Source organism: Leisingera sp. ANG-M7, from assembly GCF_000813965.1.
Taxonomy (GTDB): domain Bacteria; phylum Pseudomonadota; class Alphaproteobacteria; order Rhodobacterales; family Rhodobacteraceae; genus Leisingera.
Genome location: NZ_JWLI01000016.1, coordinates 78,085 through 90,429, shown reverse-complemented (window position 1 = coordinate 90,429; position 12,345 = coordinate 78,085). Strand labels below are relative to the sequence as shown.

12 protein-coding genes are annotated in these 12,345 nt (G+C 63.3%); 7 read left to right on the top strand and 5 right to left on the bottom strand.

What is annotated here, in order from left to right:
• The first annotated feature begins 17 nt into the window (after positions 1–17).
• The 3 genes from RA26_RS17125 to RA26_RS17120 all read left to right on the top strand — a co-directional run bounded on the left by RA26_RS17125 (position 18) and on the right by RA26_RS17120 (position 3,261).
• Positions 18–527 carry a hypothetical protein gene (locus RA26_RS17125; protein ID WP_039185670.1) on the top strand — a complete coding sequence of 170 codons (510 nt, stop codon included), beginning with the start codon at positions 18–20 and terminating at the stop codon, positions 525–527.
• On the top strand, positions 524–1,030 hold the full coding sequence (locus RA26_RS22755; RefSeq protein ID WP_152612653.1) for a hypothetical protein: 507 nt from the start codon (positions 524–526) through the stop codon (positions 1,028–1,030). The genes RA26_RS17125 and RA26_RS22755 overlap by 4 nt, the downstream gene beginning before the upstream one ends.
• 278 nt (positions 1,031–1,308) lie before the next feature.
• Positions 1,309–3,261: an AsmA family protein gene (locus RA26_RS17120; RefSeq protein ID WP_039185667.1), complete on the top strand. Its 1,953-nt coding sequence runs from the start codon at positions 1,309–1,311 to the stop codon at positions 3,259–3,261.
• A gap of 212 nt (positions 3,262–3,473) precedes the next feature.
• Here RA26_RS17120 and RA26_RS17115 read toward each other — a convergent pair whose 3' ends face one another.
• The 4 genes from RA26_RS17115 to RA26_RS17100 are packed head-to-tail and all read right to left on the bottom strand — an operon-like array spanning position 3,474 to position 8,127.
• On the bottom strand, positions 3,474–4,970 hold the full coding sequence (locus tag RA26_RS17115; protein WP_039185665.1) for a phosphomannomutase/phosphoglucomutase: 1,497 nt from the start codon (positions 4,968–4,970) through the stop codon (positions 3,474–3,476).
• Between the two features lie 21 nt (positions 4,971–4,991).
• Entirely contained in the window at positions 4,992–5,825 is an 834-nt protein-coding gene (gene kdsA / locus RA26_RS17110) for a 3-deoxy-8-phosphooctulonate synthase (RefSeq protein ID WP_039185663.1), read from the bottom strand.
• A 15-nt stretch (positions 5,826–5,840) separates the two neighbouring features.
• Positions 5,841–7,490 (bottom strand): capsule biosynthesis protein, encoded by a 1,650-nt coding sequence (locus RA26_RS17105; protein WP_039185660.1) that lies wholly within the window; start codon positions 7,488–7,490, stop codon positions 5,841–5,843.
• Complete coding sequence (locus tag RA26_RS17100; RefSeq protein ID WP_039185658.1) at positions 7,468–8,127, bottom strand: ABC transporter ATP-binding protein; 660 nt, start codon at positions 8,125–8,127, stop codon at positions 7,468–7,470. The genes RA26_RS17105 and RA26_RS17100 overlap by 23 nt, the downstream gene beginning before the upstream one ends.
• A gap of 267 nt (positions 8,128–8,394) precedes the next feature.
• Between RA26_RS17100 and RA26_RS17095 the strand changes: the two genes are divergently transcribed.
• The 3 genes from RA26_RS17095 to RA26_RS17085 all read left to right on the top strand — a co-directional run bounded on the left by RA26_RS17095 (position 8,395) and on the right by RA26_RS17085 (position 10,294).
• Positions 8,395–8,988, top strand: a complete 594-nt coding sequence (locus tag RA26_RS17095; protein WP_039185976.1) for a uracil-DNA glycosylase family protein — start codon at positions 8,395–8,397, stop codon at positions 8,986–8,988.
• Positions 8,985–9,788 carry an SseB family protein gene (locus RA26_RS17090; protein WP_039185656.1) on the top strand — a complete coding sequence of 268 codons (804 nt, stop codon included), beginning with the start codon at positions 8,985–8,987 and terminating at the stop codon, positions 9,786–9,788. Before RA26_RS17095 ends, RA26_RS17090 begins: the two co-directional genes overlap by 4 nt.
• 92 nt (positions 9,789–9,880) lie before the next feature.
• The gene (locus RA26_RS17085; protein ID WP_039185654.1) at positions 9,881–10,294 is read left to right on the top strand and encodes an ester cyclase; all 414 of its coding nucleotides are present in this window, start codon (positions 9,881–9,883) and stop codon (positions 10,292–10,294) included.
• Positions 10,295–10,366: 72 nt separating this feature from the next.
• Here the strand turns inward: RA26_RS17085 and yghU are convergent, their stop codons facing one another.
• Positions 10,367–11,242 carry a glutathione-dependent disulfide-bond oxidoreductase gene (gene yghU / locus RA26_RS17080; protein ID WP_039185652.1) on the bottom strand — a complete coding sequence of 292 codons (876 nt, stop codon included), beginning with the start codon at positions 11,240–11,242 and terminating at the stop codon, positions 10,367–10,369.
• Between the two features lie 272 nt (positions 11,243–11,514).
• On the opposite strand from yghU, the gene RA26_RS17075 reads away from it, so the two are divergent.
• Complete coding sequence (locus tag RA26_RS17075) at positions 11,515–12,033, top strand: YHS domain-containing (seleno)protein (RefSeq protein WP_039185651.1); 519 nt, start codon at positions 11,515–11,517, stop codon at positions 12,031–12,033.
• The last annotated feature ends 312 nt before the right edge of the window (positions 12,034–12,345 follow it).

Below are 12,345 nucleotides of genomic sequence, written 5' to 3'. Positions count from 1 at the left end.
AACTTGAGGGACACCTGATGAAAAAAGCTTTTTGCCTGCTTGCGCTGGCTTCTCTGACCGCCTGTGGCGAACCTGCGCTGAAAATTGAATCCGAACCGGCCTCCTTTGCGTTCCTGGCAAGCGCCCCCAAGGAGCGGCTTGGCAACGGCAACACCAAAACCACGGTCCGTGTATTCAATAGCGTTCAGGGCAGTGGCGGCAAAACCGTCAGGAAGGAAATCAGGGGCGCAAAGTGTACTCTGACCTCCGACCACCTGCGGGCGGAAGTTGTTACGCCGCAGCAGGTTGTGCTGCCCAAGTACGATCAGGACGCCAAATTGGAAGCTCGCGGTGTGCCGCCGTCGATTCTCATTTCCTGCAAATCCGGCGATCTCAACGGCTCGTTCCTGCTCGCCGCAAAACCCGGGCAGATTATTTCCGGTTCCGGCAACCTTGTCGCCGACCTTATCCTCATCACGGGATCCGCAATTGCGGCAAACACCGCCGACTGGCGCTATCCGGAAGCCGTTTTTGTGAACGTTGAATGATGTGGAAATATTTGGTTCCGTTTCTTGCACTTTCTGCGTGCGGGTCAACTTCACTTCCAGTTGAAGAAACTTTCACGGCCAGCCGCCTGGCCACCTTGGGGAACGAGTATAAAACGCAACCCTCTCTGGTCAGGAGTTATGCCGTCGGTGAGGATGGCAAGCGGGTTGAGGTGAAGGGGGCTGTTTGTTCAGCTTCCAGTACCTTGGTCTCGGTAAAAAACGTGACTACCCCAGCGCTGGTGAAGACACCGATGTACTTGCAGGCCGAAAGGTTCCCGGAAAGGGGTAAGCCGCCTGCTTTGAATTGGCGGTGTTCATACCGGGGCAAGGTGGTCAAGCTGACCACCGAGCCCTCCTCAGGGCGCAACAATACTGTGACACAGGGTGTGTCCACGTATGACGCGGCCACAGGCACCTATTCGCAACCCACGTCAATTGTTCTGACCGGCCGGTTGAGCTCTACTCTTCCTTGGAGCTATCCGAATGTAGAGGTTGAGTTCTGACCCGGCTGTGAAGCCAGTAACAAGCAGGCTCCGCTCTTCGTAAAAGGCGGACTTTCGGGAAAAGGATTCCTGAAGAGCGGGGCTTTCAAACTTATGACGCCAGATCCCAGCACTTCCAGGTTAGGGTGGTTCTGCCGCCACTTGGCCAGGAACTTTGCTGCCCTGCCTCAGACGTGCCGGGGTTATGAGCATTATCCTGCATTGCACCCGCCCGCCTACGAGTTAAGCTGCGCAAAACCCATTGGGGAACATGGGGCAAGGCATAAAGGAGTGGGGTGATGAAGCTGATAATCCGGGTGGTGACGGCGCTGGTTCTGACGGTGGTGCTGCTGGCGGGGCTGGTGCTGCTGCTGCCGGGCGAGAAGATCGCGCGGCTGGCGGCGGATCAGCTGGAAACGCAGACCGGGCGCAAGCTGGCGTTTGGCGGCAAGGTGCGCTTTACCTTCTGGCCCACTCTGGGCGTCAAGGCCGATGCGGTGACGCTCTCCAATGCGGACTGGGCCGGGCCGGAGCCGATGCTGCAGGCCGAACGGCTGACCATCGGGGTCTCTGCCGCCGACCTGATGCAGGGCGATGTGCGGGTCACCGAGGTCTCTGCCATTCTGCCGCATCTCAATCTGGCAACCAATGCCGAGGGCGTTGGCAACTGGGTGATGGGCGGCGCCGGGGGGGCTCAGGACGGCAGCGCAGCGTCTGACGGCGGCGCCGGCTCAGCCGGCGGGGCGCTGCCGCTCCGGATCGAGGCGGTGGAGCTGACCGGGGCCTCGCTGCGCTATGCAGCCCACGGCGACGCGCCGGTGGAGATGAAGAACATCGACCTCAGCCTGCTGTGGCCGGATCCGGCGGGCACTGCCAGTGCAAAGGCCACCCTACGCCCGGCGGGGGAGCCGGTGCAGGTGGACGCAGAGATCGGCACCTTTGCGGGGTTTCTGGCCGGTGAGGTTTCCTCGATCGGGGCGACGGTGACGGCACCGGGCGGCAAGGGGCGGTTTGACGGCCATGCCGGTATCAATGGCGAGGCCAGCGGGCGGCTGACCTTCGGGGCGCAGGATGCCCTGAAAACCGGCGTGGCGCTGGGGGTGTTCCTGCCCGATGCGCTGGCGCAGAAGGCGGTGTTTGCGGCGGATGTGACCTATACTGCGGACGGGCGGCTGTCGATGCGCGACCTGGCGGCCGAGCTGGGCGCCAACCGGCTGACCGGCGCGGCGGACGTGGAATTCAAGGACCGCCCAAAGATCACTGCCCAGCTGCAGGGCGGGGCGCTGGATTTCAGCAGCTTTGCCGGCGGGCAGGGCGGTTCTGCCAGCGGGTCCGGCACTGCGGGCGGTGCCTCTGCTGCCAGCGGCTGGCCTGAGGAAGCGATTGATGCCTCGGCGCTGGGGCTGGCGGATGCGGCGGTGGACTTGAGTTTCGACAGCCTGCGCACCGGCGGCGTGAACCTTGGCGCCAGCAAGCTGAACCTGACGGTGGAGCGCAGCCGCGCAGTGCTGAAATTCCTGCCCGCGGCGATGTTCGGCGGCCAGGTTCAGGGGCAGGTGGTCGCCAACAACCGGGGCGGTTTGTCAGTGGGCGGCAATCTGACCTTCAACGGCATCCGGCTGGAGCGCGCTTTGGGGGAGACCGCCGGTTATGACCGCTTGAACGGCGAGGCGCTGGGCGCGCTGGACTTCCTTGGCTCCGGCAATTCGGTGGCGGCCATCATGCGCTCCCTTAGCGGTAAGGGCTGGCTGGAAGCGGGCAAGGGGTTTTTCACCGGCTTCGACCTGGAGCAGCTGATGCGCTCAGGCGGCAATGGCGGCAGCACCGTGTTCGACCAGCTGACGGCCAGCTACACGATCGAGGGGGGCAACCTGCAGAACCAGGATCTGCTGGTGCTGCTCAAGGGGTTCCGCGCCGAAGGCAAGGGCCGGATCGGCTTGGGCGCACGCGACATCGACTATCTGTTCGCGCCGCAGCTGGTGCGGGCGGGCAGCGATCAGGTGCTGACCATCCCGGTCCGTATCCGGGGCAGCTGGGACAATCCGGACATCCGGCCGGACTTCGGCCAAGCGCTGCAGCCGAAGATCGACGAGATCGAGCAGGAGGCCAAGGACCGGGTACGCCAGAAGCTGGCCGAGGAGCTGGACCTGGAAACCGAAATCGCGCCGGACCAGGACATCAACGATGTGTTGAAGCAGCGCATCGAACAGGAGGCCCGCGACCAGCTGCTGAAGCTGCTGGGCGGCGACTGAGGCCCCACAGCCGGAAGCCGGGTCAAGGAAGGCCGCGAGGCCTCCGGGCAACGCCCGGCGCGTCCTTGACGCGGCTGCAGGCGTCTTAAACTGGGGAACGCGCACCTAGGGCAAACCTGCCCTTAGGTCGCTTCTCAGCCAAAAGAAAAGCGCCCGCCGAAGGCGGGCGCGGATCGCCTGCGAAGCAGGCGAAATCCCTCTTGATCGGTGGATCAGATGGTCTGGTCGTAGTCACCGACCAGCGGCTCGGTTCGGATCACCGCGTCGATATCGGCAAAGATCGCCCGCATCTCGTCTTCGCTGTCGGAGCTTTCGCAGACCACCACCAGGTTCGGCGTGTTGGACGAAGCCCGCACCAGCCCCCAGGAGCCGTTGTCGAGGATCACCCGGGCGCCGTTCACGGTCACGACTTCCTTGATTGCCCGGCCTGCGAACAGCTCGCCTGCCTCATGCTTGGCAACCAGCTTCTGCACCAGCCGCTCCAGAACGTCGTATTTCTCGGTATCGGCGCAATAGGGCGACATGGTCGGGGTGGACCAGGTCTTGGGCAGCGCTTTGCGCAGGTCCGACATCGACATGTCCGGGTTGCGGTCCAGCATCTTGCAGACCTCAACCGCGACCCGCATGCCGCAGTCATAGCCGCGGCCTACCGGCTCGGCCAGGAAGTAGTGGCCGGATTTCTCGAAACCCGCGAGGGCGCCGATTTCCTTGACCCGCCGCTTCATGTGGCTGTGGCCGGTCTTCCAGTAATCCGCAGTCACACCGTTCTTCTGCAGCTCGGGGTCGGAGGCAAACAGGCCGGTGGATTTCACATCCGCCACAAAGGTGGAGTTCGGGTAGAGCTTCGACAGATCGCGGGCCATGATCACGCCTACCTTGTCGGCAAAGATCTCCTCGCCCTCGTCGTCGACCACGCCGCAGCGGTCGCCGTCGCCGTCAAAGCCAAGCGCCAGATCGGCGCCGGAGGCCTTCACCGATGCCGACATGTCGTGCAGCATCTCCATGGCTTCGGGGTTGGGGTTGTAGTGCGGGAAGGTGTAGTCCAGCTCGTTGTGGCTCTCGACCACTTCGACGCCGATGCGCTTGAACAGCTCCGGCGCAAAGGCGGAGGCGGTGCCGTTGCCGGTGGCGCAGACCACTTTGAGCGGGCGGGACATTTTGAAGCCGCCTGCCAGGTCGTCCAGATAAGCTTCCTTGACGCCTTCCACGAACTCGTAAGAGCCGCCGGGTGCGGGCTGGCCTTCGCCGTTCAGCACGATGTCGCGCAGCTCGCCCATCTCGTCGGGGCCGTGGGTCAGCGGGCGGTCAAAGCCCATCTTGACGCCGGTCCAGCCGTTGGGGTTGTGCGAGGCGGTGACCATGGCGACCGCGGGCACATCCAGGTGGAACTGGGAGAAATAGGCCATCGGCGACAGCGCCGGGCCGATGTCCTTCACTTGGATACCGGCCTGCATCAGGCCCAGAATCAGGGCGTTCTTGATTGCCAGCGAATAGTCGCGGTAGTCGTTGCCCACCGCGATCACCGGTTCGATGCCGCGCTTGCGCATCTGGGTGCCGAGGCCAAGGCCCAGGGCGGTCATGCCGGGCAGGTTGATCTCCTCCGGGTACTTCCAGCGTGCGTCATATTCGCGAAAGCCGGTGGGCTTGATCATCGCGTCACGCAGGAAGCTCCAGGTGTTCGGGGTCACCTCAGGCTGCGGTTTGGTCATGTCTGAAATCTCTTTACTGGATCAAATACGGATGGGGTCGGCCTTGGCCAGCGCATCAAAGCGCATCAGGCTGCCGATCAGCTGCGGCATCTGGTCAAGGTAAATCATGTTCGGCCCGTCGGAGGGGGCATTGTCCGGGTCCTGATGGGTCTCGATGAAGACGGAAGCGATGCCCAGCGAAACGGCTGCGCGCGCCATCAGCGGCGCAAATTCGCGCTGGCCGCCGGTGGAGCCGCCCTTGCCGCCGGGCTGCTGCACGGAATGGGTGGCGTCCATCACCACGGGGTAGCCGCCCTGCGCCATCTGCGGCAGCGAGCGCATGTCGGCCACCAGGGTGTTGTAGCCGAAGGAGGTGCCGCGCTCGGTCAGCAGGATGTTCTGGTTGCCGGTGCTTTCCACCTTGGCGACCACGTTGGCCATGTCCCAGGGCGCCAGGAACTGGCCTTTTTTGATGTTCACGGCCTTGCCGGTGTTGCCCGCGGCCAGCAGCATGTCGGTCTGGCGGCACAGGAAGGCCGGGATCTGCAGGATATCGACGGCTTCAGCCGCCACCGCGCATTGCGCCTCAGTGTGGACATCGGTCAGCACCGGCACGCCGAACTCGCGGCGGATGGTGTCCAGCACCTTCAGCCCCTCGTCGATGCCCAGCCCGCGCTTGCCCGAGAGCGAGGTGCGGTTGGCCTTGTCATAGGAGGCCTTGAACACGAACTGGGCGCCTGATTTATCGCAGGCTTCCTTGAGCTGCCCGGCAATCATCCGGGCGTGGTCTGCGGTTTCCAGCTGGCAGGGGCCGGCAATGATGGTCAGCGGACGATCATTGCCGACGGTGAGACCGGCGATATCGATGTTTTTCATGGGTACCCGATGGCTTTACGATGACACCTGCTCCCGCAGGATGGACGCGGTGAGCGAACACATCAGGTAGATACCGGAAAAGATCAGGAATGCCAAAACGGTATTCTCGAATTTGCGCGGATAGGAGGGTTCCTGACTGGCAACCGGCTCCACCGCGGTGGTCAGGTAGCGGACCTGGCGGTTGGCCTCCATGCGGGTGGTTTCCATTTGCTGCAAGGCCGATTGCAGCATCAGATCGCGGGTAGCGAGGTCGGCCTGGGCCATCTGAATCTGGATGCGCAGGCTAGCCAGCGAATTTTCGCCGGCGGAGGCATCCACCATCCGGTTGTTGAGGCTGGCAATCACCGCCTTTAGCCGTTTGATATCCGCTTCGGCGCCAGACACTTTGGCGCGGTTGGGGCGCGCATTGTCCTGCAGCGCGGCCAGTTCCAGCCGTTTTTCCTCCAGCTGGATCTCAAAGTTGCTGATCTGCGACCGCAGCGCAGCCACCACGCCTTCGGGGTCCAGAACCGCGCCCTGCTGCTGCAGCACCACCAGGTTGTGCTGCGCGGCCCGGCGCTTTTCCTCGGCGGCGGTCAGCGCGGCCTCGGACTCGGCCATCTGGTCGGCCCGTTTCTGCTGCGAGAGGTTATTCACCTTTTCCTGCGCATAGGAGATCAGCCTGCGGGAAAACTCCGCGGCCACTTCGGGGTCGGCGGCGGAGACTTCCATCCGGACCACGCCTTCGGTGGGGTCATAACCGATCTTCACGTTGCGCTTGTAGGTGGCAAAGGCCTCCTCGTTGGTGGGGTCCGCTTCCAGGCGCTGGATCGGATCCAGCCAGTCCTGGGTGAAATGCGTCTTGAAGCCGGATTCCGCGTCCAGCCGCAGCATCGCCTCCTTGGATTGCAGGTAATCCTGCACCGCGATCGAATCCTGGCTGGTGGCAAACTGGGTGCCGCTGAGCAGCCCGCCGACGCCGCCGCCCGCGCCGCCATCGGCCTGCAGCACCAGGAAGGCGGATTTGGAGGAGTACATCGGCGTGGCCACCGAATAGAAATAAAAACCGGCAGCCAGCGTCGGCAGCATCACGAAAAATGCCAGACGCGCCGCCAGCAGCGACAGCTTGCGGCGGCGGCGGCGGGCGATGTCGCGCTGGATGTCCTGGATTTCACGGGCGCGCCGCTCCGCCGGGCTCAGCTCAGCTGCGGGCAGATTGCTCCGGCTGGACGGAACCGTCTGCGGCAGCTGGATAGAGCCCGGCGCAGGCGGGCTGCCCGCGGGCTGCGCCTTGTTCTGGGGAACCACCAGTTCCAGCATGTTGGCGCGTTTGAACGGGTCGATGCCGCGCTCGCGCAGCATCCGCACCGCCTCAAAATCAGAGGTGGCGGGCAGGTTGTGCTTTTGTGCCATCCGCCGCGCCAGGCGCAGCTGACGGCCGGTCAGACCTTCCTGGCGAATTGCGTCTAGATCGGTTTCCATCTTGGTTTCGCGGGCAGAACTGACCATGCCGGAGAGCGGCGGGGCAGACGTCCCGGCACCGGAGGATGCGGGTGCGGCAGCGTTCGCCGCAGGCCTTGCGGCTGCCGCGGCAGGCTGCTCCGGCGCCTGCGGCTTGGCCTCGCTGCCGTCCGCAGGGCTGCTGCGGCGGATGCGGAACTTCTTAGCTCTCGGTTTCGTAGTCATAGAGCTGTTTCGCTTCTTCCAAAGTGTCAAACATGTGCAGCTGCCCCTGCAACAGGACGGCAGCTGAACGGGCAAATTTTTCCAGTGTCTGGGCCTGGTGCGAGACGATGATGATGGTGGTGGTCTGCAGCCGTTCCTGCAGGATCTCGCCGGCCTTGCGGTTAAACTCCACATCGGTGGTGGAGGGCATGCCTTCGTCAATCAGGTAGATGTCGAAATCCAGCGCCAGCATCAGCGAGAAGCTGAACCGCGCCCGCATGCCGGAGGAATAGGTGCCCACCGGCTGGTCGAAATATTCCTTGAGCCCGCAGAGCCAGCGGCAATAGGCCTCCACGTAATCCGGGTCGAGGCCGTAGAGCTTGGCAATGTAGCGGCAGTTCTCCATCGCCGACAGGCGGCTGATGACGCCGCCCATGAAGCCCAGCGGAAAGGACACCTTGCAGTTGCGGCGGATCTCGCCTTCGTCGGGTTTTTCAAGTCCCGCCATCATGTTGATCAGGGTGGTCTTGCCGGTGCCGTTCGGGGCCAGCACGCCCAGCGATTTGCCGGGTTCAATGCGGAACGACACGCGGTCAAGGATAACCTTGCGCTGGGTTCCTGTCCAAAAGGACTTGCTGACGTTTTCAAACTCAAGCATCGCTTGTTCCGGTACTGCCCGTGCGGCCCTGTGGCGGGCTCTCTCAATTGCCTCATTGCCTGGGAGCTTACAGCGCGCCCATGGCCCTTTCTTATCAAAAGAGTGTTAATGGCCTACGGGGTGAATTTGGCCTTATTATGTCGAATTGTGACATAAATCATCAACCAAGTCTTAACCAATTTACCGCCTGTGCGGGCCGCAGGTGCCGGAAATTGCAGGCAGAAGAGGTTTGCTGGGCACAAGATGGCTGTTTCCAGTTCTGAAACAATGAAGGCCGGCCAGCGGCTGAAGGACCAGATTCGCAGCTGCCGGATCTGCGCGGACCGGTTTGCCGCCACCGCCACCGCGCATGAACCGCGCCCGGTGGTGTGGTTCCGCCCCTCTGCGCGTATCCTGATCGCAGGCCAGGCGCCGGGGTTGCGGGTGCATGAAAGCGGCCGCCCCTTCACCGATCCCTCCGGCGACCGGCTGCGGGCCTGGCTGGGGCTGAGCGAGGCGGAGTTTTATGACAAGGGCCGCGTGGCGGTTGTGCCGATGGGCTTCTGCTTTCCCGGCTACAACGCGAAAAAGGCCGACCTGCCGCCGCCTGCGGTCTGCGGCAAGACCTGGCATCATCAGGTGATGGCGCATCTGCCGGAGGTGCAACTGAAGGTCTTGGTCGGCGCTCATGCGCAGCGCTACCATCTGGGACTGAAGGGGCCGGTGACGGAGCTGGTCCGCGGCTGGCGGGATCATGCGCCGCAGGTCTTCCCCTTGCCGCATCCCTCGTGGCGTAATACCGGGTGGCTGAAGAAAAACCCCTGGTTCGAGGTGGAGCTGCTGCCAGTTCTGCAGGCAAGGGTGAAGGAGCTGATGCGATGACAGACGAAACCCCGCTGGATCTGGCCCATGCCGCGATGGAGGCCGCGCCCGAGGATGATGCCGCCCGGCTGCGGTTCTATGAGCGGCTGGCGGATGCAGAGCTGTTCCTGATGCTGGAGAAGGAAGCGGAGGGAGAGCAGATCTCGCCAGTGCTGTTTGATACGCCCGACGGCGCCTTTGTGCTTGTGTTCGACCGGGAGGAGCGGCTGGCGCAGTTTGCAGGCCAGGCGGTGCCTTATGCCGCCCTGTCAGGCCGGGTGATATCGCAAATGCTTGCCGGGCAGGGGGGCGGCCAGAGAATTGGACTGGGGCTGAACCTGGAGGTGGCGCCCTCCGCCTTTCTGATCCCGGCAGAGGCCATCAGCTGGCTGCACCAGACGCTCGGCCATGCACCGGAGGAAGTCGAGGCAGGCGTCACCGAATTCACCGCCCCCAAGGGCCTGCCGGAGGCGCTGCTGACCGCGCTGGATGCCAAGCTTGCCACTGCGGGCGGGTTGGCGGCGGCGGCCTATCTGGCCGGGGTCCGTTACAAGGGCGGCGGGCAGGGGCATCTGTTGGGCTTTGTCGGCGCCAAGGAGGCCGCGCAAGCCTCGCTTGCCAAGGCGGCCAGCGAGGCGCTGACCTTTTCCGGCATCGAGGCCGGGGCGATGGACGTGGGCTTCTTTGAGGCAGAGGACCCGGTGGCGGCCAGTCTGGCCCGCGTCGGCCTGCGATTTGACCTGCCGCAGCCGAAGGCGCCGCAGGAATTGAAGCCTGTACAGCCGGGCAGCGACCCGGACAAGCCGCCGCGGCTCAGGTAAGCATTTCTCGCCACCCGCCGTTTTCGCCTTATCTGCTGCTGCAAGGGCAGGGCTGCGGCCCGTGCCCGCCACACAGCAGGGAGGGGAAAACCATGTCCATCAATCAGACCGCACATGACTTCTGCGAGGCCTGCGATGCAGGCAAGGGCTGGGACGTGTGCCGGGAATGGTGCGCGCCGGACGCGACATTCTCTGTCCAGGCGGACGCGCTGGCAGAGATCAGGACGATTGCGGATTATACCGAATGGGCCAAGGGGCTGCTGACCCCGATGCCGGACGCCCATGCGAAGTTCCAATCTCTCACTGTGGATGAGGACGCCGGCCGCGCAGTCCTGTTTGCAATCTTTCATGCCACCCATACGGTTGACGCCGGCAACGGCGCGCCGACGGGCAAGAAGGTCGCCTCGGATTACGTCTATGTGCTGGACTTCGACGGCGGCAAGATCCGCCACATGACAAAGGTCTGGAATGACGTGCACGCCCTGACTCAATTGGGCTGGATGTAGCCGAAAAAGAAAACGCCCGCTGCGAGGCGGGCGTTTTGAGTGTCTGAAACCTGCCGGTTGCAGGCGGTGCGGTTATTCCGCCGCTTCCAGTTTGTCCTGGGTGCGGGTGTCGAAATCGCTGGCGTCGTGGCGCTCATGCAGTTGGGTGGCCGGATCGCCGGAGGTGCGGTTCACCATGCGGCCGCGCTGCACCGCCGGGCGGGCGTCGATGGCCTTGGCCCAGCGGACCACGTTGGTGTAGCTCGCCGCATCCAGGAACTCGGCGGCGTCGCCGTAGTTGCGGCCCAGAACCAGCTGGCCGTACCAGGGCCAGATGGCGATATCGGCGATGGTGTATTCTTCGCCTGCGATGAACTCGCGCTCCGCCAGCTGCCGGTCCAGCACATCCAGCTGGCGTTTGGTTTCCATGGTGAAACGGTCGATCGGATACTGGAATTTCTCCGGCGCATAGGCATAGAAATGGCCAAAGCCGCCGCCCAGGTAGGGCGCGCTGCCCATCTGCCAGAACAGCCAGTTCAGGGCTTCAGTCCGGGCCGCGCCCTCCTTGGGCAGGAACGCTCCGAACTTCTCCGCCAGATGCAGCAGGATAGAGCCGCTTTCGAACACCCGCACCGGCTCCGCGCCGCTGCGGTCCAAGAGCGCCGGGATCTTGGAGTTCGGGTTCACCTCGACAAAGCCGGAGCCGAACTGGTCGCCGTCGCCGATCTTGATCAGCCAAGCGTCATATTCGGCATCCGCGTGGCCCGCGGCCAGCAGTTCTTCGAACATTACGGTGACTTTTACGCCGTTCGGAGTCGCAAGCGAGTACAGCTGGAACGGATGCTTGCCCGCGGGCAATTCCTTGTCATGGGTGGCACCGGCGATGGGGCGGTTGATGGAGGCAAACTCGCCGCCGTTCGCTTGTTCCCATTTCCAGACTTTCGGTGGGGTGTAGGGGGTGTCGCTCATCTGTCGGCCTTGCTCTGATTGTTTCCTGTTGCGTCTCAATCGCTCGCGCTGCGGCGATCAGCTTTGGCAGAGATAAGGGGTGTTCCGGAAATTCCAATGACTGGAAGGTCTGCGCGCGGAAATTTTACAATCTGCTCACATCCTCTCGTCCCCGGACACAGAGCCGTGAGCCCCCCTTCGCATTTGCCGCCGCCGCGGTAATGTCAGTGCCAAGGCCGGTGCGTTGGACCGGTGCCCAAGTTAAAGCGATCACCGATGAAAGGGATGATTTCATGAAGCGTCTTGCATTTGCTGCTGCGGCAGCGCTGTCCTTTGCCCTGCCGGCCTTTGCCGGGGAGCAGTATGTCGATGGCACCGGTTATGCGGTGTCCGGCTACGACGTGGTGGCCTACCGCAGCCTTGAGATGAACCCGGTCGGCACCCCGCAGACCGCGCCGGTGCGCGGCAGCACGGAATTCACCGCTGACTACAATGGCGCCACCTGGGCGTTTTCCTCGGCAGAGAACCGCGATAAATTCGCCGCCAACCCGGACTATTACGCGCCGCAGTATGACGGCCACTGCGCCTATGGCGTCTCCAAGGGCGGCAAGGTGCCGGCCAACCCGAACCTGTGGCGCATCGTCGATGACAAGCTCTATCTGAACATCACCGATGTGGTGGTTGGCTTCTGGGAAGAAGACATCCCTGGCAACATCAACCTGGCCGAAGGCAACTGGCCGGGCATCGAGCCGAAGGCAGCGTCTGACAGCGTGATCCCCAAGTTCACGTCTGAGGGCCCGGTGGCGAACTGATCTGAGCATGCAGGCAAGGCGAGGGTTTTGCCTGCAAACCCAACCCAAAGCAGCCGTTGCGCCAATCTGCAGCGATCGAAGGCAGAGAGTGTGCAACGGAAGTGATGAGTTTTTCTGCGTGCGCAGGCGGGGCACCAGTGCACTGCACCGCCGAGTATCTTTCGCCGCATAGAAGACAAGAGTGCTGCTGCTGTTGAAGCATTGCGCGGCAATGACTGCCGGAGTTTCAGTCCGCAAACGTCCCAAGTCCGCTTTCCACTTTTGGGGATATTGCTCGTCGGTAAGGGCAGGGGAAACCGGGTACTGCGTGCA

Bases quoted from the DNA above. Each gene is read 5' to 3' on its own strand.
- RA26_RS17100 (WP_039185658.1), bottom strand. From the start codon at position 8,127: ATGCTTGAGTTTGAAAACGTCAGCAAGTCCTTTTGGACAGGAACCCAG.
- RA26_RS22755 (WP_152612653.1), top strand. From the start codon at position 524: ATGATGTGGAAATATTTGGTTCCGTTTCTTGCACTTTCTGCGTGCGGG.
- RA26_RS17075 (WP_039185651.1), top strand. From the start codon at position 11,515: ATGAAGCGTCTTGCATTTGCTGCTGCGGCAGCGCTGTCCTTTGCCCTG.
- RA26_RS17095 (WP_039185976.1), top strand. From the start codon at position 8,395: ATGAAGGCCGGCCAGCGGCTGAAGGACCAGATTCGCAGCTGCCGGATC.
- kdsA (WP_039185663.1), bottom strand. From the start codon at position 5,825: ATGAAAAACATCGATATCGCCGGTCTCACCGTCGGCAATGATCGTCCG.
- RA26_RS17115 (WP_039185665.1), bottom strand. From the start codon at position 4,970: ATGACCAAACCGCAGCCTGAGGTGACCCCGAACACCTGGAGCTTCCTG.
- yghU (WP_039185652.1), bottom strand. From the start codon at position 11,242: ATGAGCGACACCCCCTACACCCCACCGAAAGTCTGGAAATGGGAACAA.
- RA26_RS17120 (WP_039185667.1), top strand. From the start codon at position 1,309: ATGAAGCTGATAATCCGGGTGGTGACGGCGCTGGTTCTGACGGTGGTG.
- RA26_RS17090 (WP_039185656.1), top strand. From the start codon at position 8,985: ATGACAGACGAAACCCCGCTGGATCTGGCCCATGCCGCGATGGAGGCC.
- RA26_RS17105 (WP_039185660.1), bottom strand. From the start codon at position 7,490: ATGACTACGAAACCGAGAGCTAAGAAGTTCCGCATCCGCCGCAGCAGC.
- RA26_RS17085 (WP_039185654.1), top strand. From the start codon at position 9,881: ATGTCCATCAATCAGACCGCACATGACTTCTGCGAGGCCTGCGATGCA.
- RA26_RS17125 (WP_039185670.1), top strand. From the start codon at position 18: ATGAAAAAAGCTTTTTGCCTGCTTGCGCTGGCTTCTCTGACCGCCTGT.